The organism is Rhizobium sp. P44RR-XXIV (genome assembly GCF_001999485.2).
Classification (GTDB): Bacteria; Pseudomonadota; Alphaproteobacteria; order Rhizobiales; family Rhizobiaceae; genus Rhizobium.
This window is the reverse complement of the sequence record NZ_MPVZ02000029.1, coordinates 1,314,260-1,335,789: the sequence shown is the minus strand read 5'-3', so window position 1 is coordinate 1,335,789 and position 21,530 is coordinate 1,314,260. Positions and strand designations below refer to the sequence as shown.

22 protein-coding genes are annotated in these 21,530 nt (G+C 60.9%); 15 read left to right on the top strand and 7 right to left on the bottom strand.

What is annotated here, in order from left to right:
• Positions 1 to 3: 3 nt before the first annotated feature.
• Positions 4 to 138 carry a hypothetical protein gene (locus tag BSK43_RS36070; RefSeq protein WP_281406663.1) on the bottom strand — a complete coding sequence of 45 codons (135 nt, stop codon included), beginning with the start codon at positions 136 to 138 and terminating at the stop codon, positions 4 to 6.
• Here BSK43_RS36070 and BSK43_RS32165 point away from each other — a divergent pair.
• Positions 109 to 897, top strand: coding sequence for a LysR substrate-binding domain-containing protein (locus BSK43_RS32165; RefSeq protein ID WP_246662801.1), 789 nt, complete (start codon positions 109 to 111; stop codon positions 895 to 897). The genes BSK43_RS36070 and BSK43_RS32165 overlap by 30 nt on opposite strands.
• Positions 898 to 920: 23 nt before the next feature.
• On the opposite strand, the gene BSK43_RS32160 is transcribed toward BSK43_RS32165, so the two are convergent.
• The gene (locus tag BSK43_RS32160; protein WP_077467536.1) at positions 921 to 1,841 is read right to left on the bottom strand and encodes a DMT family transporter; all 921 of its coding nucleotides are present in this window, start codon (positions 1,839 to 1,841) and stop codon (positions 921 to 923) included.
• Between the two features lie 95 nt (positions 1,842 to 1,936).
• Here BSK43_RS32160 and BSK43_RS32155 point away from each other — a divergent pair, with 95 nt between their 5' ends.
• A complete protein-coding gene (locus BSK43_RS32155) occupies positions 1,937 to 2,710 on the top strand; it encodes a helix-turn-helix transcriptional regulator (protein ID WP_077467535.1) in 774 nt (257 codons plus the stop codon).
• 21 nt (positions 2,711 to 2,731) lie between these two features.
• On the opposite strand, the gene BSK43_RS32150 is transcribed toward BSK43_RS32155, so the two are convergent.
• Entirely contained in the window at positions 2,732 to 3,325 is a 594-nt protein-coding gene (locus BSK43_RS32150) for a TetR/AcrR family transcriptional regulator (protein ID WP_077467534.1), read from the bottom strand.
• A 121-nt stretch (positions 3,326 to 3,446) separates the two neighbouring features.
• On the opposite strand from BSK43_RS32150, the gene BSK43_RS32145 reads away from it, so the two are divergent.
• A complete protein-coding gene (locus tag BSK43_RS32145; protein WP_077467533.1) occupies positions 3,447 to 4,673 on the top strand; it encodes an MFS transporter in 1,227 nt (408 codons plus the stop codon).
• A gap of 78 nt (positions 4,674 to 4,751) precedes the next feature.
• Here the strand turns inward: BSK43_RS32145 and BSK43_RS32140 are convergent, their stop codons facing one another.
• A complete protein-coding gene (locus tag BSK43_RS32140) occupies positions 4,752 to 5,171 on the bottom strand; it encodes a nuclear transport factor 2 family protein (RefSeq protein WP_077467532.1) in 420 nt (139 codons plus the stop codon).
• A 101-nt stretch (positions 5,172 to 5,272) separates the two neighbouring features.
• On the opposite strand from BSK43_RS32140, the gene BSK43_RS32135 reads away from it, so the two are divergent.
• The gene (locus BSK43_RS32135; protein WP_077467531.1) at positions 5,273 to 6,052 is read left to right on the top strand and encodes a helix-turn-helix transcriptional regulator; all 780 of its coding nucleotides are present in this window, start codon (positions 5,273 to 5,275) and stop codon (positions 6,050 to 6,052) included.
• 10 nt (positions 6,053 to 6,062) lie between these two features.
• On the opposite strand, the gene BSK43_RS32130 is transcribed toward BSK43_RS32135, so the two are convergent.
• Positions 6,063 to 7,223, bottom strand: a complete 1,161-nt coding sequence (locus tag BSK43_RS32130) for an SGNH/GDSL hydrolase family protein (protein WP_077467695.1) — start codon at positions 7,221 to 7,223, stop codon at positions 6,063 to 6,065.
• Positions 7,224 to 7,446: 223 nt separating this feature from the next.
• Here BSK43_RS32130 and BSK43_RS32125 point away from each other — a divergent pair, with 223 nt between their 5' ends.
• Positions 7,447 to 8,247, top strand: coding sequence for an alpha/beta hydrolase (locus BSK43_RS32125; protein ID WP_077467530.1), 801 nt, complete (start codon positions 7,447 to 7,449; stop codon positions 8,245 to 8,247).
• Between the two features lie 54 nt (positions 8,248 to 8,301).
• On the opposite strand, the gene BSK43_RS32120 is transcribed toward BSK43_RS32125, so the two are convergent.
• Positions 8,302 to 9,777, bottom strand: a complete 1,476-nt coding sequence (locus BSK43_RS32120) for an amidohydrolase family protein (protein WP_077467529.1) — start codon at positions 9,775 to 9,777, stop codon at positions 8,302 to 8,304.
• 171 nt (positions 9,778 to 9,948) lie between these two features.
• On the opposite strand from BSK43_RS32120, the gene BSK43_RS32115 reads away from it, so the two are divergent.
• From BSK43_RS32115 to BSK43_RS32085, 7 genes are all read left to right on the top strand, one after another.
• On the top strand, positions 9,949 to 11,514 hold the full coding sequence (locus tag BSK43_RS32115) for an ABC transporter substrate-binding protein (RefSeq protein ID WP_077467528.1): 1,566 nt from the start codon (positions 9,949 to 9,951) through the stop codon (positions 11,512 to 11,514).
• A 439-nt stretch (positions 11,515 to 11,953) separates the two neighbouring features.
• Entirely contained in the window at positions 11,954 to 12,922 is a 969-nt protein-coding gene (locus BSK43_RS32110) for an ABC transporter permease (protein WP_077467527.1), read from the top strand.
• Positions 12,923 to 12,942: 20 nt separating this feature from the next.
• Positions 12,943 to 13,902, top strand: coding sequence for an ABC transporter permease (locus BSK43_RS32105; RefSeq protein WP_077467526.1), 960 nt, complete (start codon positions 12,943 to 12,945; stop codon positions 13,900 to 13,902).
• A gap of 3 nt (positions 13,903 to 13,905) precedes the next feature.
• Positions 13,906 to 15,099 carry an amidohydrolase family protein gene (locus BSK43_RS32100; protein WP_077467525.1) on the top strand — a complete coding sequence of 398 codons (1,194 nt, stop codon included), beginning with the start codon at positions 13,906 to 13,908 and terminating at the stop codon, positions 15,097 to 15,099.
• The gene (locus tag BSK43_RS32095; protein ID WP_077467524.1) at positions 15,099 to 16,592 is read left to right on the top strand and encodes an amidohydrolase family protein; all 1,494 of its coding nucleotides are present in this window, start codon (positions 15,099 to 15,101) and stop codon (positions 16,590 to 16,592) included. Before BSK43_RS32100 ends, BSK43_RS32095 begins: the two co-directional genes overlap by 1 nt.
• Positions 16,585 to 17,568: an ABC transporter ATP-binding protein gene (locus BSK43_RS32090; protein WP_077467523.1), complete on the top strand. Its 984-nt coding sequence runs from the start codon at positions 16,585 to 16,587 to the stop codon at positions 17,566 to 17,568. The genes BSK43_RS32095 and BSK43_RS32090 overlap by 8 nt, the downstream gene beginning before the upstream one ends.
• Complete coding sequence (locus BSK43_RS32085) at positions 17,565 to 18,542, top strand: oligopeptide/dipeptide ABC transporter ATP-binding protein (protein ID WP_077467522.1); 978 nt, start codon at positions 17,565 to 17,567, stop codon at positions 18,540 to 18,542. The genes BSK43_RS32090 and BSK43_RS32085 overlap by 4 nt, the downstream gene beginning before the upstream one ends.
• Positions 18,543 to 18,565: 23 nt before the next feature.
• On the opposite strand, the gene BSK43_RS32080 is transcribed toward BSK43_RS32085, so the two are convergent.
• Positions 18,566 to 19,243: a GntR family transcriptional regulator gene (locus BSK43_RS32080; protein WP_068399118.1), complete on the bottom strand. Its 678-nt coding sequence runs from the start codon at positions 19,241 to 19,243 to the stop codon at positions 18,566 to 18,568.
• Between the two features lie 136 nt (positions 19,244 to 19,379).
• On the opposite strand from BSK43_RS32080, the gene BSK43_RS32075 reads away from it, so the two are divergent.
• The 3 genes from BSK43_RS32075 to BSK43_RS32065 all read left to right on the top strand — a co-directional run bounded on the left by BSK43_RS32075 (position 19,380) and on the right by BSK43_RS32065 (position 21,481).
• On the top strand, positions 19,380 to 20,009 hold the full coding sequence (locus BSK43_RS32075) for a flavin reductase family protein (RefSeq protein WP_077467521.1): 630 nt from the start codon (positions 19,380 to 19,382) through the stop codon (positions 20,007 to 20,009).
• 23 nt (positions 20,010 to 20,032) lie between these two features.
• Entirely contained in the window at positions 20,033 to 20,755 is a 723-nt protein-coding gene (locus BSK43_RS32070) for an aspartate/glutamate racemase family protein (RefSeq protein WP_077467520.1), read from the top strand.
• Positions 20,756 to 20,890: 135 nt separating this feature from the next.
• Entirely contained in the window at positions 20,891 to 21,481 is a 591-nt protein-coding gene (locus BSK43_RS32065; protein ID WP_077467694.1) for an ankyrin repeat domain-containing protein, read from the top strand.
• The last annotated feature ends 49 nt before the right edge of the window (positions 21,482 to 21,530 follow it).

Here is a 21,530-nt window from a genome sequence, read left to right as displayed (position 1 = left end):
CGATCATAACAGGCTGCCGCCATTGCAGACGCTGCAGACCTTTTCCGTCGTTGCGGAAACGGGAAGCTTCACGGCGCGGCCGCCGAGCTCAATCTCAGCCAGAGCGCCATCAGCAGGCAGGTTCAGCAGCTCGAACATTATTTCGGCTGCAGCCTGTTCGAGCGTCACACGCGTAAGGTCGCACTGACAGAGCGCGGCATGGCGCTGATCCCGATCGTCGACAGCCTGCTTGCTTCGCTGAAGACCTCGTTCGAGGCGACGCGTACGACAGTGCGTTCCTTGACCATTCGCATGCCGCCGACCTTTGCGCGCAAGTGGTTTCTCCCGCGCCTGCCGGATCTGCACAGCTACCACCCGGACCTGAATATCAATATCGATACGGCCTGGTTCCTGCGCCCCACCTTCTCCGTCGGCGATATCGACATGCTGATCACCTATGGCAACGGCCATTGGCCGGGCATGGATGTCTTGCCGCTGCTCGAGGAGCGGTTGACGCCGATGTGTTCTCCTCAGCTGCTTCCCGCGCTCGGCGATCCGCCTGTCGTGGAGAAGCTGCAAAGCTGCGTTCTGCTGCATTCCAACCCTCGCCACAGCGACTGGACTTTGTGGCTACAGGCCGAGGGCGCCTATTCCTTCCAGGCAATTCGTCACCAGGTCTTCGATACCCAGGATTTCGCCATGACAGCGGCGGCAAGCGGCTATGGCGTGACGATGGGAGATCTCGCCTTTTCGCGGCAGGATCTCGAGAGCGGCGAACTCGTCGCCCCCTTCGAGCGCATCATCGACAGCGGCTATGGCTATTACGCCCTCTGGCCCGCCCGCGCGGAGGCGCGCCAGAAGGTAAAGGCATTTTCGGATTGGCTCGGACATGCTTGCGGCACCACGCGGCTCACATAGATCTCGACCGAGTGCTGCCACTTCTAATCGACGATTTCGGGAACGACCGGAGGCGCGCCGCGCAATGGCCGACGGAAGATTTCGACGCAAGCGACGCCCGTCAGCGCAAGGCCGCCGCCGATGACGTGATAAAGATGCACCGGCTCGCCGAGCATGGTTATGGCGCCGAGCGCCGTGAAGACCGGCAGCAGGTTCATGAAGGCGGCGCAGCGGCTTGGCCCGAGGATTTGGACGCCACGGATCCACAGAAATGGAAGCACGACAGAAGCCAGACCACCGGCATAGGCGATCAGCGGGAAGGTCTCGGCATTGAGCGACCGCATGGGTGCGGGTGTCGCGAGGAATGCCGGAAACATGATCGTTAGGGCGCAGATCGCCTGCATATAGGTCGATTGCCAGCCGGCGACAGGAAGGTTCCATCGCTTCAGCAAGACGCCGTAGAGTGCATAAACCACCGCGGCCATCAGCATCAGCGGATCGCCGAGATGGATGCCATTCTGAATGAGTGCGCCGGGATCGCCGGCGCTGACCAGATAGATGAGCCCGACAAGCGACAGGATGCCGCCACCGACCATGCCGACAGTCGGGGTGTCCTTCAGCACGACGGCGCTCAGGGCAACCGTGAGCAATGGCGTCAGCGCCGTGAACACGGCCATGTTCGTCGCCGTAGTGGACTCGGCTGCCAGATAGGACAGGCTCTGGAACAGGCACATCGCCAGGAAGCCGAGAATGGCGAACTGGCCGAGATGCGGCCAGATGACGGCGCGGTTTCGCCATGCGGGTGCGGCGACGAAGGTGCTCATCAGAAGCACCGCAAACAGCAGCCGATAGAATGTGATTGCCTCCGGTCCGATCGTGTGTGCGGACATTCTGGAAACGATGACGTTGCCGGACCAGAGGATGATGGCGATGAGGGGATAGAGAAATGCGAGTTTGTTTTTCATGATCGATAACCGTGAACTGTCGTTGATATCGACGCTTATCGGTTCCGCTTTCGTCCGTATCGCTCTATACTGAACACAATTGTAGAGATTGGGACATGCAAAGCGATCCGACCAAGAAACATCTGGATTTTCACGATACGCATCGCGCCATGGCTGCGATGGACATCAATTATCCGGACGGATCCTCGACCGGATGGCATTCCCACCCGCGTGGCCAACTTCTCTATGCGATCGAGGGTGTAATGATCGTGCGTTCGGCGGAGGGTTCCTGGGTCGTGCCACCGAGCCGGGCGCTGTGGTTGGCCGCCGGTTTGGAGCATGACGTCAGGATGTCGGGCGAGGTCAAGATCCGCACGGTCTTCATCGATGCGACGGCGATCCGGCACTTACCAGAAAAAAGCTGCGTCATCGAGGTCTCGTCGCTATTGCGCGAGCTCATCGTTGCAGCCGTCCATGTTCCGCTCGATTATGAGGAAGGCAGCCGCGACGATCGGCTCATGCGGCTGGTCGCAGACGAGGTGCGTGTTTCAGACATACTGCCCGTGCACCTTCCCATGCCGGCAGACCTGCGCATCAAGCTGATCTGCGAAGCGGTGAGCGAAGATCCTTCCGACACTTCGACCGTTGGCGAATGGGCCGAGCGGCTAAACGTGACCGCCAAGACCATCCATCGGCTGTTCAGCAAGGAAACGGGCATGAGCTTCGGGCGGTGGCGCGAACAGGCAAGGCTCTTGTTCGCGCTGCGTCGGCTGGCCAATGGCGAGCGCGTCATCGATATCGCTTTCGATTGCGGCTATGCCAGCCAGAGCGCGTTCACAGCGATGTTCCGGCGGCATTTCGGAAAGCCGCCATCCGAGTTCTATCGCTAGTGACTATGGGCGCTAAGATGCTCAGCCGTTCTTGATCCGCAATCCCTCGAGGAAGGTCCGGAAAGCCTTGACCGCTCGTTTCGAGGTTGCCTCCGGATCATCGGAATTGGCGATCCACTGCGCGGCGCTGCTACTGGCTGCATTGATGAGGCGGGCGCCAGCTTCGGGATCCATGTCGACGATGATGCCCTCTTCGACAAGACTGCGAAGGCTTTCGGCAACGGCGGTGATGCAGCCATTGGCGCTCGGCCATCCCGAGGGATCACCGAGTACGGCCGGTCCGTCGCGGAACATGATGCGCTGGAGTTCCGGCTCGAGCGCCATCTGGACATATCCGACATTCTCATCGATAAATCCCTGCCAGCGGGACGGCGCCTGGGACGAGATGGCACAGAGTCTTGCGGTCATTTCCGCATCGATCTCGCCGACAACAGCCTGCAGCAGGCCCTTCTTATCGCCGAAATGATGATAGAGCGCGCCTCGCGTCAGCCCGGCTGCGGCTGTGAAATCGTCCATCGAGGCTTCGGCATAACCGACGCTTCCAAATGCCTTTCGGCCCGCCGCCAGCAGCTTTGCCCGCGTTTCTGCAATCATCTCACTACGGGGCTTACGCATTTTTTCTCCGTCAACTCACATACGTCGCGTATATTAGTTGACATTCGCACGGCACGCAATTACTTCATTCTCATACGCCGCGTATGTGTATGGCGACTTCATTCAGTCAAGGATCGTTCCCATGTCCAATCCGTACAGTGAAATCTTCCGTGCTCCCGGCGCCAAGGGCTTTTCGGCAGCCGGCTTTTTCGCTCGTCTACCCATCGCCATGGCCCCCATCGGCATCGTCGCGATGCTTTCGCAGACGCGTGGTGAATATTGGCTCGCCGGTGCCGTCTCGGCGACTTTCGCGCTCACCAATGCTCTCATCTCCCCGCAGATATCGCGGCTCGTCGATCGGCGCGGCCAACGCGCCGTCGTCGCACCGGCAACCATTGTCTCCGTGCTCGCATTCGTTGTTCTCATCATCGCTTCAAATCAGAATTGGCCGGTATGGACGCTGTTTGCCTCGGCTTTCCTCTCCGCGGCCATGCCCAGCATTCCGGCTATGGTGCGTGCCCGCTGGACGGAAATCTTCCGCGACCGACCAGAGCTGAATACAGCCTTCGCATTTGAATCCGCTGCCGACGAACTTGTCTATATTGCCGGCGCTTCCCTTTCGGTCGGCCTTGCCGTCTCGCTGTTTCCGGAAGCGGGAATGGTCATCAGCACGGCCTTCCTTGCACTCGGGACGACCGTCTTTCTCCTGCAACGCTCGACGGAGCCGAAGGTGCGCGGGCTCGATTCCGATAGTCCTCAGCGTTCGGCAATCCGGCTTCGCCCCGTTCAGGTCATCACCTTGGCTCTGATCTTCGTGGGTGCGACCTTCGCGACTGCAGAGGTGAGCGCAGTCGCGATCACCAAGGAGCTTGGTCAACCAGGTGCTGCAAGTCTGGTGATCGGTGTCTACGCCCTCGGTTCGTTTGTCGTCGGGCTGATCATCGGCGCGCTCAATCTCAAGGTGCCGCTGCACCGGCAGCTGCTCGTTGCCGTCGGTGTGCTTGCTCTGACGTCCTTGCCGCTTCTTGTCGCCGGCAGCTCGGTTGCCCTGCTCGCCTTCGCCGTCTTCCTCAGCGGTGTGGCGATCTCGCCGACCTTCATCACCGCCTTCGGCCTGATCGAGCGCCGCGTGCCGGAATCGATGCTGACCGAAGGCGTGACCTGGGTCATGACCGGCATCGGTATAGGCATGGCGCTCGGCGCTTTCCTCTCCGGTCTGGTGGTTGATAATTTCGGCCCGGCAAATGGGTTCTGGGTATCCGTCCTGGCGAGCCTTGCGACCGTCGTGATCGTGGCACTCGGCCAGAACACCCTCTCGGGCAAGCGCGCATCGCCGGATGCAGCCTGCATCACCCAACCGGCCGAATGAGACCTTCTCTTACTAGATGAACGTCTCGGCCGCTTCGGGCGAGACGTAAAAATCCGGGCAGAGCGAGTGCCGACCGGCTCAGTCCGGCATTCGCGAACCGAGATCCCGGTCCTGGCTGGTCCCTTCAAGCAGGTGGGTGAGCTCATCCACCAGGCAGATGCGATTTTCGCGAAACTGGTAATAGGCAATCACTTTAAGGCGAATGCGCTCGCCATTGATCTTCAAGGCCTCGGCAATGTGAACCGTTGCCGCCGAAACGCCATCGGTCACGAAGTGTTCGAAGCTGACGCTGCTTGAAGAGAGGCTCGCCTGCAGCGCTGCGCTGTGATGGAGAAAGCCGGCATAGTCGAGTTGCTTGCCGTCGACCCTTTGAATGTAATCCGGCGTCAGCAGTCCGGCATATTGCTCCGGCTTCGTCGCCGGGTTTGTGAAGGCGGCAAACATGCGCTGGAGCAGGTCATGAACTTCATTCTGCGTCATCACGTCTTTGGGTGTCATCGGTGTCTCCGTAAATTGTATGGGTTGGGAACACCTTGCATCTAGCTCACCCGCTTGTGCGCTGCTAACGTATCGGGGCCAATCAATACGGCTTTGAGGCCATGCGCGATTTTCTTGTCGATCCTCTTCGGCTCGGCTCTGCCGGTGAGCCGGTAATCCTGGTAACGAGCCGGCATCAGCCCGAGATGAGGCAAACGGACCGGCACGCCCATGCGCGCGGCCAATTGCTCGGCACCATGCAAGGCGTGGTCACCATCGGGACCGATCATGGTCGTTGGCTCATCCCGCCTGTCAACGCCGTATGGCTTCCACCGCATATCGAGCATGATTTCAGATCGCACGGCGCCTTTCGTGGCTGGAGCGTCTATGTGGCGGAGCAGGCATGCGCTGCCTTGCCGGATGCGCCGCGCGTCATACGTCTGTCGGGCCTGCTGAATGAGGCGGTCGCCCGCGCAGCGGCTTGGCAGGACGGGCCGCTTTCCGAGCCCCAGGCGCGCATTGCCGGCGTGATATTGGACGAGATCGCCGCGCTGCCGGAGGAAGCCCTCGGACTGCTGATGCCGACCGATCCACGGCTGCAGAAGATCGCGGGTGCGATTGCGGATGATCCAGCCGAGCGGCGGAGCATGGCGGAGTGGGCGACATGGGCGGGTATCGCGCCGCGCACGTTAAGCCGACGGTTCGTTCTGGAAACGGGCCTTACATTCAGTGCCTGGCGTCAGCGCGCCCTGCTACTGCGATCCCTGGAAATGCTGGCGGCTGGAAATTCCGTCACTACGGTTGCTTTCGATCTGGGCTATGAAACGGTCAGTGCCTTCATCGAGTTGTTCCGAGCTCATTTCGGCACGACGCCGGCGCGCTATTTCAAGCGGTCGAACTGACGGAAATCCCTTAAATCGAACCAGCCTTGAAGACCAGACCTGCGAAGCGTTCACCCATCAGCCGGTGGGTTTCGGCGTCGGGATGGAGTTCGTCCGGCAGTGGCAGACGCTCATTGTCCGTCTCCCCATACAGTTCTCTGCCATCCACGTAGTGGATATTGCCGTCATCTTTCGACCGGCGCTCGACGATGGTTCGGAGTTGGTCGCGGATGAGGGTGAGCGTCAGCTTGCCCTGCCTCACCTCCTCGGCATTGCCCCCGGCTTGAAACAGCAATTGTCCTCTCCTCAGTGAGGCGAGGTCAGCCTGGCTCGGTCCCGGCACCGTTTCATGGATCGGGCACAATATCGGCGACACGACGAAGAGAGGCGTCGTTGGATGCCCTTCTCTGATCGTATCGAGAAATCCATGCATGGCCGGGCCAAATGCACGCAGCCGCATAAGGTCGGTATTGACCAGATTGATGCCGATCTTGAGGCTGATGACATCCGCCGGCGTGTCGCGGATCGTGCGCGCGACGAAAGGGTCCAGCAACGCGCTGCCGCCAAAGCCGAGATTGACAAGTTCCACTCCCGCCTGATCGGCTGCGACCACCGGCCAGATGCCGGTCGGCGATGCCGCATTCGAGCCCTGGCTGATCGAGCTGCCATGGTGAAGCCAGACCGGTTTGCCGGACGCTCCGATCGGGACAATAGGCGCATCCGAGCGTAGAGCGATCAGTTCCGTGGCCTCGTTATGTGGCAGCCAGATTTCCACGGTCTTCACGCCTTCCGAAAGGTCGGAGAAGCGCAGCGTTTGCGGCTGGCCTGGCTCAAGCGTAGATGAGCCCTTCGCCATATCGATCCTGAGAACCTTGCCGCCTGAAGCACTCTCCTGCCTCTCCAGCCGGCCATTCACGCGTAGGTCATACACGCCGGCTGGGCGAGGGGGCATGCCGACATAGTCTCGCCTGGTGGGGAGGACCTCGAGTTCAATTGCCGTCGCCGATGTCTGGAACACCAACCGAACACCGGACGGCTGCGCCTCAGCCATCAATAGTTGAGGATCGTCGCATTGGGTGCGGGCGCGAAATGGCAGGCGATGCGGAAGGAGGCCGGCATCGGTGCGTTCCAACTCGAGTGCGCCGAACAGGAAGTCCGGAGTGATTGATGTTACTATGGAGGTAGCGTTCATGGACTCGTTCACGCGTTAAACCGGCTCGCAACATTTGTCCGGATTTCCTATTCAAAATAGTCTTTTACCTAATGCAGTCAGGTTTCGCGTTGGACAAGCTTGCTCGGCAATGATGGCTACGAATTTTCCACCTATACCCGGCTTCTCCTAGAGCGATCGGGGTGGTTCCGGCCGGCCTTGCTGGATATAGGGTGGAGACGACGCATAGGCCCGGAGAGTTGAAGTGACTGAGATCAATGAGAGCGAGCACTGGATCGAGAGCCCTGGTGGCCGGCTTTTCGCCAAGGCCTGGACGCCGCGTGATCCAGTGTCGGGTACGCCGCTGATCCTTTTTCATGACTCGCTCGGATGCGTTGCACTCTGGCGGCAATTTCCACAATTGCTGGCCCAAACCCTTAATCGGCGGGTCATCGCCTATGACCGCCTGGGCTTTGGTCGGTCCGACCGCCGGACGGTTGTGCTGAGCAACAACTTCGTCGCGACGGAAGCAGAGCAATATGTGCCGCTCCTTTGCGAGAGCCTGTCGATCGATGAGTTTATCGCCTGCGGACACAGCGTCGGCGGCGGCATGGCGGTTTGGGCAGGAGCGCGATTGCTACGGCAGTGCAGGGGCGTGATCACCATAGCCGCTCAGGCCTTTGTCGAAGACCGGACCTTGGCGGGGATCAGAGCAGCGGAAAAAGACTTCGAGTCGCGCGACAGCATGAGCCGCTTGGCCAAGTATCATGGCGACAAGGCCGAGTGGGTTCTCCATGCCTGGATCGACACATGGCAGCGTCCGGAATTTGCCGATTGGAGCCTCGATGCAGCGCTTCAGGCAATTCGGTGCCCGCAGCTTGCGATCCATGGCGAGCACGATGAATTCGGATCGCTTGCGCATCCCCGCCGGATAGCCGGGACGCGTGGGGAATGCCGCATTCTGCCGGGCGTCGGGCACACGCCGCACAAGGAGTGCCCGACACTGCTTGTCGAAGTCATCGAAAGCTGGCTTGCCTCGTCAACATCGACCTCCGCCGAGCGCTGAAGCCCAAGGGGCAGAGATCGACCCTCCATCGAACAGGCGGCACCGGCCTTGGCCTCAGCAGTCCGGCGCCTGCGGCGGCCGCATCGGTTCCGAGAAGGTTCGCTGCAGCTTTCCCCAGCCGGGATCATGCATATGGGCCTGCAGACCGGCCCGCTCAACAAGGGCAAGTGCTTCCTGCTGGCCGAAATCAAGCGCGGCCTCGACATCCGTCGTCAGCACTTTGCCGGCCTCCATCAGCACTTTGCCATCGACGATCACGGTGTCGACGTCGCTTCCGAGAACCTGATGGACGAGGCGGTGGACCGGCATCCAGTTGGGCATCAAATGCGGCTTGCGCATGTCGATGATGGCAATATCCGCCTTCTTGCCGACCTCCAGCGATCCGATCTCATGGTCCATGCCGATGACCCTGGCGGCATCGATGGTGATCATCTCGAAGATCTTGCCGGGTGGCAGCAGGTACCGGTCGTGATTATGCAGGATATGCTGCGTGGATTGGGCCAATCTGGCGGTCTGGAACATGTCGAAATGCCGGCTGGGGGCGGCGCCATCCGAGGTGATGGCGAGAGGAATGCCCCGTGCCATCATCTCCATAACCGGCGTTGCACGGCCGGGCGGTGCGTGGGTGACGTTGGTGCCGGTCTCGGCCAGAATGTCCATCTCCTCATGCGAAATGCCCCAGCAATGCTGCAGGTGGACATCGGGCCCGAGCAGGGCGTTTTCCTTATCCTGAAACGCCATGCGGATCTGTCCGGCAAAGGCATCGGAATGAATACGCACGCCCCATTTGCGGGCGGTTTCGCGAACCCTGCGCGCCTGCATACGATCGCTGTCCGTGAGATTTACGGCCTGATCCGGCGTGGATGCGTTCGAGGGCTCTACCGACGGTACGATGGTGAACGGCGTCAGGAATACGCTGATGCGTCCGTCCGCGCTGCCATTCAATGTCTCGATCACCGCTTCCGAGCCTTCGATCATTTGCTCGAAGGCTATGTCGCGCCGCTCCGGTTTGCCGCTTTCCCAGCGGGTGACGGGATGCGGCCAGGGGAGGCCCGAAGGGCCAACACAGATGATCTCGCGCAGGCCAATTTCATTGTAAGCGCGCGCGTGGTTGATGGCGAAAACAGGGTCGTCGCTGCGCGGCATCGAGGTGATGATACTCGCTCCCGTCGTCACGCCGGCGCGAAGCCGCTCCAGACCCGAAACGAGCCCGTCCGCATACCAGAAGTCGCGGGTGACGTAGTGATAATAGGTTGGCGTCACGACCCGCATCCACATGGCGTTGGTGTCGGCGGCGATGCTGCGGATCAGCGCATGCCCGGCATGGCCATGGGCGTCGATCAGGCCGGGGATGATCATCTTGCCGCTGCAATCGATCACCCTCTTCTCGGTGTGCCTGGATATCAGCTCTGCGGCTGTTCCGATCTCGACAATCCGATCTCCGGAAATCGCCAGGCCGCCATCCTCGATGATCCGGCGCTCTTTGTCGACGGTAACGATGGCTCCATGCAGCAGAAGCAGGCCGTTCATATCTTCCTCCCATATCCCCAAGCGTTTGTCTTGGCGCCGATCGGCATGATTTTTGGATACGATAATTGTCAACAATTTAATTGACAATAGCGAAAGTCACACCGATACTCCGGCCCAAATTGGGGAGGGGCCTTTAAATCTGGGCTCTGCAAATAACAGAGGGAGGAAACAATGTTTCGTTGGAAAAAGCTCATTCTCGCTGCAGTGGCTACGGCCGCACTGACCGCGCCGGTCGATGCCGCCACGCTGCGCTGGGGCAGCAGAGCAGATATCTACTCGCTGGATCCGGATTCGGTTCCGTCCACGTCGAACCTTGCCTTTCTCAACCATATTTACGAGGGGCTGGTCCGCTATGATGCGAACTTCAAGGTCGAGCCGGCACTTGCCACGGACTGGAAGCTGATCGACAACAAGCACTGGCGCTTCACCCTGCGCCAGGGCGTGAAGTTCCACGATGGCGCGGATTTCACCGCCGATGACGTCGTCGCATCGTTCAAGCGCGCTTCCGACCCGGCATCGCCGCTACGCGGCAATATTCCGCTCTATGTCGGCATTCAGAAGGTCGACGACCACACCGTCGATATCGAGGTTTCCGCGCCCACCTCGCTGTTCCTCAACGACATCACCAATATCTTCGTCTTCAATGCCAAGTGGCTGAAGGACAATAACAGCGAGAAGCCGACGGATTTCGCATCGAAGGTCGAAGGCTACACGACCATGCACACCAACGGCACCGGGCCGTTCAAGCTCGAAAGCCGCGTGCCTGACAGCAAGACGGTCCTGGTTGCCAATGGCAGCTGGTGGGATCAGAAGAAGCACAATCTCGATCGCATCGAGTTCGTGCCGATCTCCTCGGCCGCCACGCGTGTCGCTGCACTACTCTCCGGCGAAATCGACTTCATCGACTCCGCCCCCATTCAGGATTTGCCCCGTCTGGAATCGACGCCCGATATCAGTGTCCAGAAGCGCACGGAACTGCGCACGGTCTTTGTCGCCTTCAATCGCAAGGAAAAGCTGGAAGACGGGCGCCCCAATCCATTCAATGACTTACGCGTACGTCAGGCGTTTGAAGCGTCCATCGACCGCGACCTGATCAACAAGAAGGTGATGCGCGGTCTCGCCCGCCCGTCCGGCTCGCTGATCGCCCCGGAAATTTCAGGCTACGTGAAGGACCTCGATACCTACCAGCCGGCCGATCCCAAGCTTGCGCAAAAGCTCCTGGACGAAGCCGGACAGAAGAACCTCGCCTTTACCTATACCTGCATGAACGACGAGAGCATCAATGAAGAGGATATTTGCTCCGGCATTGCCAATATGCTGAAGCGCAGCGGCTTTCAGCCAAGCATCGATATCGGTCCGCGCGCGGTGCAGACATCCAAGCGCAGCAACGGTAAGACCGATGTCTTCAATCTGAGCTGGGCGAACGAGCCGACGCTCGATGCCTATTCGTTGCTGTCGCAGGTCCTCTCCACCCGCAATGGCTCCATGGGCGTCTCCAACTATGGCGGCTGGTCCAATCCCGATCTCGACAAACTGGTGGCGCAGGCGGCGCAAGAGCCGGACAATGACAAGCGCCTGGCTCTCGAAGCGCAGGCACTGAAGATTGCCAAGGATCAGGCCATGCTCATACCGCTCCATCAGCAGCCGATCGCCTGGGCGACGCTGAAGAAGGTCAAGAGCATCGATTTCCGCGCCGACAACAAGCCGCGCCTTTGGCTGACGCAGATGGCTGAGTGACGGTTGGCAGGTCGTAGTATCGGAGTAAAAGAGAGCGTCTCGCGGTCCCGTGAGGCGCTCTCTTCTTTTATGGATATCTTCTGCCGGCCGGAGCTGTGATGCTCGGGATTGTTCTGCGGGTGCTGTCTTCGGTTATTCACCATCCGGGAGCGCGCCGAGCCCGCCGAACGCGCAGTGGCCCCAACATTGGTAGTCAATATTGTCTACAATCACGTTGACAGCTTCAGAATATCTGCGTTAATGACTGCCAAAGGGAGTGAGGGAGGAGATCGCGGCGCGCATGTTCGTGTTGCGATGGCTGTCAGTAATGACGGCACTAGAAGTGGCATGCGTTCGAATACGTTTGCTGCCGCAAATCTTTCCCCATTGCCGAACGAGAATTCCGTGAGGGTTGACCGGGCAGGTGCGCCGGAGACCGAAGCGAAGCCTAGAGGTTCCCATGCTGGTTTTCATCATCAAGCGTCTCGGCAATGCGATCCTCGTCATGCTTGCTGTTGCGCTCCTGGCGTTCCTGATCTTCCGGCTTGCCGGCGATCCCGTCGAACTGATGGTCGGCGAGCAGACGTCTCAGGCGGACCGCGCTGCCCTTCGCGAGCGGCTGGGCCTCAATGACAGCCTGCCGACACAGTACATCCGCTTTGTCGTCAATGCGGTGGAGGGTGATTTCGGCGTCTCCTATCGTAACGGCCAGAAAGTCTTGCCGTTGATCGCCGAGCGCTTCCCCGCCACGCTGGAACTCGTCTTCGTCGCGACGCTGATCTCGCTGCTCCTCGGCATTCCGCTTGGCGTGCTGACGGCGATCAAGCGCGGCAAATGGTACACAGAAGGACTGCAATTCCTCTCCATCATAGGCGTGTCGCTGCCGAGCTTCGTCGTCGGCATTCTGCTCATCCTCGCCTTTTCCGTCAGCATGGGCCTGTTGCCCGCCTTCGGGCGCGGCGACGTTGTGCAGATCGGCTGGTGGTCGACAGGATTTCTGACGCCGACGGGCCGTGCAGCGCTCATCCTGCCGTCGATCGCACTTTCGCTCTATCAGATCACGCTGGTCATGCGTCTGGTGCGCGCCGAAATGCTGGAAGTGCTTCGCTCCGACTATATCAAATTTGCCCGCGCCCGCGGCATACCGCGCTGGCGCATCTATTTTCGCCACGCACTGCGCAACTGTCTTATGCCCGTCGTCACCATGACGGCGATGAATGTCGGATCGCTAATCGCCTTCGCGCTGATCACCGAGACAGTGTTCCAATGGCCGGGCATGGGCATGCTGTTCATCCAGGCCGTCACATTCCTCGATATTCCGGTCATGGCGGCGTACCTCTGCATCATTTCCCTCATCTTTGTCATTCTCAACACGTTGGTGGACATCGCCTATGCGGTGATCGATCCCCGCCTGCGCACCGCACGCTGATCGAAGCCAGGAGCCGCTCGATGACCATGGAACTGTCGGAAACGTTGAAACCGGAAAAGCCCTCGCGCCCGTCGCTGTTCAAGCGTCTTCGCAACAGCGATCTCTGGTGGTCCTTCATACACAGCAAGGCGGCGATCATCGGCGCGACGATCCTTGCCATACTGATCTTGACGGCGCTGCTGGCGCCGTTGATCGCGCCGCAGAATCCCTATGACGGCGCGCAGCTCGACATGTGGAAGGCGGAATTGCCGCCGATCTGGCACGAAGGGGGCGAGATGCCCTATCTGCTCGGCACCGATACCCAAGGCCGGGACATGCTGTCGGCCATCCTCTATGGCACCCGTATCTCCATCGTCATCGGCATTGCCTCCGTCGTGCTGTCTTTGGTGATCGGCCTGATCGCTGGCCTCGTCGCCGGCTTTTTCGGTGGCTTCATCGACAATCTGCTGATGCGCATCGGCGATGTCATGCTCTCCATTCCCACCATTCTCGTTGCGATCCTGGTGTCCACCGTCGTGCGGCAAATGCTGCCGGAAAGCCTGCGGGAGATCGGTGCTTCGGCCGTGCTCGTCTTCGCCATCGCGCTCTCGAGCTGGGTGCAATATGCCCGCACGGTGCGAGCGCAGGCGATCGTCGAAACCGGCAAGGACTATGTGCAGGCCGCAAGGCTGATCGGCGTGCCCGCACGCCGTATCATGGCCAAGCACATTCTGCCCAATACGCTGACGCCGATCATGGTGGCGGCGACGCTCAATTTCGGCATGGCGATCCTCACCGAGGCGACGCTGTCCTTCCTCGGCATCGGCATGCCGCCGAGCCAGCCTTCGCTCGGCACGCTCATCCGCATCGGCAATCAGTTCCTGTTTTCCGGTGCCTGGTGGATCGTGCTGTTCCCCGTCATCCAGCTTTGCCTGCTGGTCGTGGCCGTCAATTTGCTCGGCGACTGGCTGCGCGACGCCCTTAATCCCAAACTGAGGTAGATCATGACCAATCTTCTGCTCCGCAATGTCAGGCCCATGGCCGGCGAAACCTGCGACATCCTGATCCGCGACGGAAAGATTGCAGGCTTTGGAAAGTTTGAAGCCGAGCCGGGCATGCCGGTCGAGGATGGCGGCAACGCAATCGCCGCACCCGGTTTGATCGACGCTCACACCCATCTCGACAAGACCACCTGGGGCATGCCGTGGCATGTCAACAACCGCGCCGCGATCCTGCGCGAACGCATCGATTTCGAGCGCGAGCATCGTCTGGAGATCGGCATCGATCCGCATCGCCAGTCCATGCGCCACGCCATCGGTCTGGCGGCACATGGCGGCACGCATATCCGCAGCCATGTCGATATCGATCCGACCCATGGTTTGCGTCTGGTCGAGGGCGTGTGGGAAACCCGTGAGAAGCTCAAGGGCATCATCGATATCGAGATCGTCGCTTTCCCGCAGTCCGGCGTGATGGTCATGCCGGGCACGGTGGAACTGCTCGACGAAGCGCTGCGCCAGGGCTGCGAGGTGCTCGGCGGCATCGACCCTTGCGGCATCGATCGCGATCCGAAGGGCCAGCTCGATATCCTCTTCGCCCTTGCCACCAAGCACGGCGTTCCGATCGACATTCATCTGCACGAGGCCGGCGAGCTCGGTGCCTTCACCATGGAGCTGATGTTCGAGCGCATCCGGGCCAACGGCATGCAGGGCAAGGTGGCGATCAGCCACGCTTTCGCGCTCGGCATGAACGATTATCTGCGTGTCGGGAAACTGATTGACGAGATCGCCAAGCTCGATGTGGCAATCCTCACGACCGGCGCACCTTCGGCAGCCGTGCCATCCATCATGCGCCTCAAGGAAGCGGGCGTGCGTGTCGGCGGCGGCTGTGACGGCATCCGTGATACCTGGGGGCCATGGGGCCACCCGGATATGCTCGATCGCGCGCAGGTGATCGGCATGAAGAACGGGCTGCGCTCGGACCGCGATCTGGAACATGTGCTGCATATCGTGTCGCAGGGCGGCGCCGATGTCATGCGCATCGAGAACTATGGCCTGAAGGTCGGTTGTGACGCCGATTTCACCCTGTTGGCCGGCGAAACGCTCGCCCACGCCGTCGTCGACATCGCGCCACGCCCGCTTGTCGTCAAGGGTGGCCGCGTGACGGCACGCCAGGGCCAAGCCGTGGTGGAGATGCCCTGATGGTGCAGGAAACGGATAATCTTCCGCTCGGTCGCCGGCCGAAAGGGCGCACGCTGATCACCGCAAGCTGGGTGGTCGGCCACAGGGACGGTGGCCACCGGCTGCTCCGCAACGGCCAGGTCGTGTTCGAAAATGGCGCCATTCTCTTCGTCGGCCACAATTTCCCCGGCGACGTCGCGCGTCGCATCGATTTCGGCAATGCACTGATCAGCCCCGGGTTGATCGATCTCGACGCCCTGTCGGATCTCGATACGACCATCCTCGGCATCGACAGCCATCCCGGCTGGGCCAAGGGGCGGGTCTGGCCTCGCAGCTATGTGGAAGCCGGTCCTTACGAGATGTATTCTCAGGAAGAGCTTGCTTTCCAGAAGCGCTTTGCCTTCGGTCAGCTCCTGCTGAATGGCATTACGACAGCCGCTCCCATCGCATCGCTGTTCTATCGTGAATGGGGCGAGACCGTCTCCGAATTCGATGCCGCCGCCGATGCTGCCGGCGATCTCGGCCTGCGCGTCTATCTCAGCCCCGCCTATCGTTCGGGCGGCATGGTGCTGGAGGCGCCGGGCAAGATGGTGCCTGTTTTCGATGAAGAACGTGGGTTCCAAGGCCTAAGCGACGCCATCGCCTATATCGAGCGGCAGAATGGCCGGCATGGCGATCTCGTGCGTGGCATGCTGGCGCCGGACCGGGTCGAGACATCGACGCTTGCGCTTCTGCAGCGCACCGATGCCGCCGCGCGTGATCTCGGCTGCAAGTTCCGCCTGCACATGGCGCAGGGCGCGATGGAGGTCGAGACAGTGCGGGCGCTGCATGGCTCGACGGCACCTGTCTGGCTTGCCAAGCATGATCTGTTGAGCGACCGGATGATTGCGCCTCATGCCACGAACGCGACGGAAGAAGACCTCGGGCTCTATGCGGAAAATGGTGTTTCCATCGTGCATTGCCCGCTGGTCTCGGCCCGCAGCGGCTCGATACTCAATTCCTTTTCCAGCTGTCGCAAGCGCGGCATCAATATCGCCATGGGCACCGATACGACGCCGCCCGACATGCTGATGAACCTGCTGGTCGGGCTCATTACCTGCCGTATCAGCGATCACGCGCCGGATCGGGTGCGGTCCGCCGACCTGTTCGATGCCGCGACGCTGGACGGCGCTCGGGCGCTCGGGCGTTCCGATCTCGGCCATCTGTCACCGGGAGCACGCGCCGATATCGCTGTTTTCAGCCTGGATGACGCTATCATGGCACCATCCGTCGATCCGATCACGACCATCGTCACCGGCGGTTCCGGCAAGGTGACGCGCGCTGTCTTCGTCGACGGCCGTGTCTCGATGTTGGATCGGCAATTGGCCGGGTTTGACATGGAAAAGGCACGCGTGCCGGCGCAGGCGCAGTATGATGGGCTGATCGCTAGATATCCCGAGCGCAGCTGGAATCATCCAACGGTTTCGGAGATCTTCCCGCCCAGCTATCCGATCGAGGTGGAGAGCCATGCTTGAGGCACAACAGCCGGTTATCGACGTCCGAAACCTGAAAGTGGAATTTCCGAACCGCCGTGGCACGGTCACGGCGCTCTCGGATATCAGCCTGTCCATCCGTGCGGGCGAAGTTCTTGGCGTCGTCGGAGAGTCGGGCGCGGGCAAATCCATGACCGGACTTGCCATTCAGGGGCTGCTTGAGCGTCCTGGCCGCATCGCCGGCGGTGAAATCTGGCTCGGCAATCAGAGGATCGACACGCTCGACGACCGGGCGATGGAGCGCATTCGTGGCCGCGAGATCGGTGCGATCTTCCAGGACCCGTTGACCTCGCTGAACCCGCTCTTTACCGTCGGTGCACAGCTGATCGAAACGATCCGGCAGCATCTGTCGCTCGGCCGGGCGGAGGCGCGGGCGCGAGCCGTGCAGCTGCTGCGTGATGTGGGCATTCCCTCGCCGGAGGAGCGGGTCAATCATTATCCCCACCAGTTTTCCGGCGGCATGCGTCAGCGGGTAGTGATCGCACTGGCGCTGGCGGCCTCGCCGAAGCTGATCATCGCCGACGAGCCGACCACGGCGCTCGACGTTTCGATCCAGGCGCAGATCATTTCGCTGCTTCGCCGGCTGTGCAAGGAGAAGCAGGCGGCTGTCATGCTGGTGACGCACGATATGGGCGTGATCGCCGAGGCGGCGGACCGCGTCGCCGTCTTATATGCGGGCCGGCTGATTGAGATCGGTCCGGTGGAGCAGGTGCTGCATGCGCCGCGCCATCCCTATACGCAGGGGCTGATGGCATCCATTCCTTCGCTTGGTGCGCGGGTAAAGAAGCTGAACCAGATCGACGGCTCGATGCCCCGGCTCGACGCTCTTCCGCAAGGCTGCGCCTTCAATCCGCGCTGCAAATCCACCGGCTCGCGCTGCGTAAGCGAGCGGCCAGAATTGATCCCGGCCGGTGATGGCGCGAGCGCCTGCTGGCTCAACGCGGGAGGCACCGCATGACGACATCCTCTGGCACCGTCGCAGCTTTGACCGTCGACAGTCTCGTCAAGACGTTCGATGTTTCCGTTCCATGGCTCAACCGTGTGGTGGAGCGCAAGCCGCGCCAGTTTCTTCAGGCGGTCAATGATATCAGCTTCACCGTGCCTGCCGGCGGCTGTCTCAGCATTGTCGGCGAAAGCGGTTGCGGCAAATCCACGGTGGCGCGGTTGGTGACTGGGCTCTACGCGCCAACGGGCGGCGAAATCCGTTTCGCGCCGGGGCGCAGCGGCGCGCCGCTATCTGCCCAGATGATCTTTCAGGACCCCTACGCCTCCCTTAATCCGCGCTGGCGGGTGAAGAACATCATCGCCGAGCCATTGCGCGAGCTGAAGCTGCGCAAGACCTCAGCCGAGGTGACCGAGCGCGTCGAGGGATTGCTGCTGACCGTCGGCCTCTCCGTCTCCGACGGCGAGAAATTCCCGCATGAGTTTTCCGGCGGACAGCGCCAGCGCATTTCGATCGCCCGCGCGCTTGCGAGCGAACCGGAATTCCTCGTCTGCGACGAACCGACATCCGCGCTCGATGTTTCCGTGCAGGCGCAGGTCTTAAACCTCATGCGCCGTCTGCAGGACGAGCTGGGGCTGACCTATCTCTTCATCAGCCACGACATGAGCGTGGTGCGCCACATGTCGGACCGCATCGCGGTGATGTATCTGGGGCGGATCGTTGAGGAGGGGGATACGGAAGAACTCTTCGCTCATCCGCGCCACCCCTATACCCAGCTTCTGCTGCAGACCATTCCGAGCATCGCCGCGCCAAAGCGCGATCAGGAGCTGGCAAGCGGCGAGGTTCCGAGCCCGCTGAAGCCGCCGTCGGGCTGCACCTTCCATCCGCGATGCCCGCTCGCCACGGTCAGGTGTTCCGCAGAGGTGCCTGCTGTCCGCGAGCTATCGAACGGAACACGAGTTGCTTGCCATCTCGTGGCCGACGCGTGACGGATGCAGGCGCTTCGACCGGTTCAGGCCAGCGCGGCGCGCAGGTCGTGGGAGAGGTCGCGGATCTCGGTGAGGTCGAGTTCGGATTCGACATGTTCGAGGTGGTGAGCCATCAGATGTGTCGCCTTGTCGGCATTGTTGCCGACAATTGCTTCGACGATTTCGGCATGCTCGTCAGGCCCGCAATTGAAGCGGTTGGTGTTGCGGTAGATGGCCGTGATCAGCGAGGAACGGGCGATCAGGTCGCGCATGGTGGCGAACAGGAAATCCGAGCCGGCGGTCTCCGCCAGGAGCAGATGGAAGCCGCCGGAAAGCTTGATGATGTCGGTGGTGATGTCCTGCGTATTGGCGATCCGCTCCTTGGCGACATGGTCGCGCAGGCGCTTGATGTCGGCCTTGGAGATTCCCTTGCAAAGCCGCTCCACCACGCAACGCTCGACGGTGCGTCGCACGAAGAAGACATCGCGGGCCTCATCTACGGAAGGTTTGGAGACGAAGGCACCGCGGTTGGGAATGATGCTGACGAGGCCATCACGCTGCAGCACGGCCAGAGCCTGCCGGATGCGGGCGCGGCTGACGTTGAAGATGGTTGCGAGCTGCTCTTCCTTGAGCTGGACGCCGGGTCTGAGCCGTCGCTCAGCGATGGACAGCCAAACTTTCTCGACAATCTGCTGAACAGAGACCCCGTTTTGGTCGGCCATGAATCTCACTCCTCGTTATGGCTAGAGAAGCGTGATGCGCGGGGAAAAGTCAATCACTACAATCGGTTTTCGATTGCAAAATTGTCTACAATATATAATTATATTGTAGATCATAATCGAGATGCAGGATGGCGCGATGGAATTCGACTTTGCCGAGCTTGAGCCTCAAAGCCGATACCGGCTTCTGACAAACTTCGTCGGGCCGCGCCCGATCGCGCTGGTGACGACGCGCTCTTCCGCCGGGCACAACAATGCGGCGCCGATGAGCTTCTTCAACGTCTTCTCGCACGACCCTCCGATCGTGGTTCTGGGCATACAGCCGCGCCTGAATGGCGAGGAAAAGGATACGGTCGCCAATATCAGGCGGACCCAGGAGTTCTCGATCAACATGGTGGACATGGCGATCGCACAGCAGATGCTCGTTTGCGGCCTGGGCTTTGATAATGAGGTCGATGAGCTCGATATGGCGGGCCTGACGGCGACCCCCTGCCGCAAGATCGATGCAGCCTATGCCGAGGAATCCCCTTGTGTGTTTGAATGCAGGGTCGAGCGGCTGATCGATTACCCGCGCCGCACGCTGGTTTTGGGCGAGGTGGTCCATATGCATGTGCGGCGCAACTGCCTCGACGCCGAAGGCCATTACGTCGATCCGGAGCAGTATCAGCCGATTGCTCGCCTACATGCCGACAATTACATCGTCTCCGACCGCCAGTTCGTCCTCAAGGCGCCGCCAATTACCGATTTCGTCAAGCCGCAGCGCGACTAAGGATGGATGAAAGGTCCCACACCATGCATATTCGCCTCATCAATCCGAACTCGACGGCATCTATGACTGCGCAGGCGCTGGACAGTGCCCTGCGCGTCAAGCAGCTCGGGACGCAAGTCTCGGCCGTTAATCCGACCGATACTCCGGTCAGCATCGAAGGTGGCGCCGACGAGGCTGCCGCGGTGCCGGGAATGCTAGCCGAGATCCGCAAGGGCGAGACGCTCGGGGTCGATGCCTATGTCGTTGCCTGCTTCGACGATCCCGGCCTGCACGCGGCGCGAGAAGTCGCCCGCGGGCCAGTCATCGGCATCTGCCAGGCCGCCGTACAGGTGGCCATGACCATCAGCCGCCGGTTTTCGATCATCACGACGCTGCCGCGCTCCATTCCCATCATCGAGGACTTGGTGAGCGACTATGGCGCCGAACGCCATTGCCGCAATGTTCGGGCCATTGATCTGCCGGTTCTTGGGCTGGAGGAAGATCCCGCCGAGGCGGAGCGGCTGCTGATTGCGGAAATCGAACGCGCCAAGCGTGAAGATCGCGCCGAAGCCATCATTCTCGGCTGCGCCGGCATGTCCTCGCTTTGCGATCGATTGCAGGTGGCAACCGGCATTCCGGTCATCGATGGCGTCACCGCTGCCATCAAGCTTGCGGAAGCGCTTGTGGGTGCGGGCTATACGACCTCGAAGGTCAATGCCTATGACTATCCTCGCGTCAAGGAAATGCCGCGCCTGAACTGCGCCTAGCCGATGATGAAGCCTTCCCATGGTGACCTTGTTCCCGACATAACAAAGCGGCGGCGCTTGCTGAAGCTCGCTTCTCTGTCTGTCTGGGTCTTCCTGACGGCCCTCTGCCTTCCTGTTCTTGCTAACGGTAACTCCATGGATCTTCGATTGCACAAAGCGGCTGCGGCAGAAGACGTCGCGGCCATCCGGCAGCTTCTCGCCAGCGGGGCCAATATCGATGCGCGGGACAGTAGCGGCGCGAGCGCTTTGCTTGTCGCAACGCACGGCAACAAGATTGAAGCCGCACGCGCATTGATCGAGGCCGGCGCCGACGTCAATGCCAAGGACGATATTCAAGACAGTCCCTATCTCTATGCCGGCGCGCGCGGCCATCTCGAAATCCTCAAGCTTACACTTGCGCATGGCGCCGATTTGAAGAGCGTCAATCGCTACGGCGGCACGGCGCTCATTCCGGCGTCCGAGCGGGGCCATGTCGAGACCGTCGATACGCTGATCAGGGCCGGGGTCGATGTCGACCACGTCAACCGGCTCGGCTGGACCGCGCTTTTGGAGGCGATTATCTTGAGTGACGGTGGTCCTCGTCATCAGCGAATCGTCGAGTTGCTTGTAGCCGCCGGAGCAAATGTCAATATCGCTGATCGTGAAGGTGTGACACCGCTCCAGCATGCTCGTGGCCGCGATTACGACAAGATTGCGGCATTGTTGGAAAAAGCGGGAGCGAAGTGACGCGGTGTTAAGGCTTTGCCGCCATCCATTGACGAGATGAAGGCGGCCG

What these genes read in the sequence shown, in the direction of transcription:
- BSK43_RS36070 (WP_281406663.1), bottom strand. Translation starts at nt 138, where the DNA reads ATGTTCGAGCTGCTGAACCTGCCTGCTGATGGCGCTCTGGCTGAGATT.
- BSK43_RS32160 (WP_077467536.1), bottom strand. Translation starts at nt 1,841, where the DNA reads ATGAAAAACAAACTCGCATTTCTCTATCCCCTCATCGCCATCATCCTC.
- BSK43_RS32155 (WP_077467535.1), top strand. Translation starts at nt 1,937, where the DNA reads ATGCAAAGCGATCCGACCAAGAAACATCTGGATTTTCACGATACGCAT.
- BSK43_RS32150 (WP_077467534.1), bottom strand. Translation starts at nt 3,325, where the DNA reads ATGCGTAAGCCCCGTAGTGAGATGATTGCAGAAACGCGGGCAAAGCTG.
- BSK43_RS32145 (WP_077467533.1), top strand. Translation starts at nt 3,447, where the DNA reads ATGTCCAATCCGTACAGTGAAATCTTCCGTGCTCCCGGCGCCAAGGGC.
- BSK43_RS32140 (WP_077467532.1), bottom strand. Translation starts at nt 5,171, where the DNA reads ATGACACCCAAAGACGTGATGACGCAGAATGAAGTTCATGACCTGCTC.
- BSK43_RS32135 (WP_077467531.1), top strand. Translation starts at nt 5,273, where the DNA reads ATGCGCGATTTTCTTGTCGATCCTCTTCGGCTCGGCTCTGCCGGTGAG.
- BSK43_RS32130 (WP_077467695.1), bottom strand. Translation starts at nt 7,223, where the DNA reads ATGAACGCTACCTCCATAGTAACATCAATCACTCCGGACTTCCTGTTC.
- BSK43_RS32120 (WP_077467529.1), bottom strand. Translation starts at nt 9,777, where the DNA reads ATGAACGGCCTGCTTCTGCTGCATGGAGCCATCGTTACCGTCGACAAA.
- BSK43_RS32115 (WP_077467528.1), top strand. Translation starts at nt 9,949, where the DNA reads ATGTTTCGTTGGAAAAAGCTCATTCTCGCTGCAGTGGCTACGGCCGCA.
- BSK43_RS32110 (WP_077467527.1), top strand. Translation starts at nt 11,954, where the DNA reads ATGCTGGTTTTCATCATCAAGCGTCTCGGCAATGCGATCCTCGTCATG.
- BSK43_RS32105 (WP_077467526.1), top strand. Translation starts at nt 12,943, where the DNA reads ATGACCATGGAACTGTCGGAAACGTTGAAACCGGAAAAGCCCTCGCGC.
- BSK43_RS32100 (WP_077467525.1), top strand. Translation starts at nt 13,906, where the DNA reads ATGACCAATCTTCTGCTCCGCAATGTCAGGCCCATGGCCGGCGAAACC.
- BSK43_RS32095 (WP_077467524.1), top strand. Translation starts at nt 15,099, where the DNA reads ATGGTGCAGGAAACGGATAATCTTCCGCTCGGTCGCCGGCCGAAAGGG.
- BSK43_RS32090 (WP_077467523.1), top strand. Translation starts at nt 16,585, where the DNA reads ATGCTTGAGGCACAACAGCCGGTTATCGACGTCCGAAACCTGAAAGTG.
- BSK43_RS32085 (WP_077467522.1), top strand. Translation starts at nt 17,565, where the DNA reads ATGACGACATCCTCTGGCACCGTCGCAGCTTTGACCGTCGACAGTCTC.
- BSK43_RS32080 (WP_068399118.1), bottom strand. Translation starts at nt 19,243, where the DNA reads ATGGCCGACCAAAACGGGGTCTCTGTTCAGCAGATTGTCGAGAAAGTT.
- BSK43_RS32075 (WP_077467521.1), top strand. Translation starts at nt 19,380, where the DNA reads ATGGAATTCGACTTTGCCGAGCTTGAGCCTCAAAGCCGATACCGGCTT.
- BSK43_RS32070 (WP_077467520.1), top strand. Translation starts at nt 20,033, where the DNA reads ATGCATATTCGCCTCATCAATCCGAACTCGACGGCATCTATGACTGCG.
- BSK43_RS32065 (WP_077467694.1), top strand. Translation starts at nt 20,891, where the DNA reads ATGGATCTTCGATTGCACAAAGCGGCTGCGGCAGAAGACGTCGCGGCC.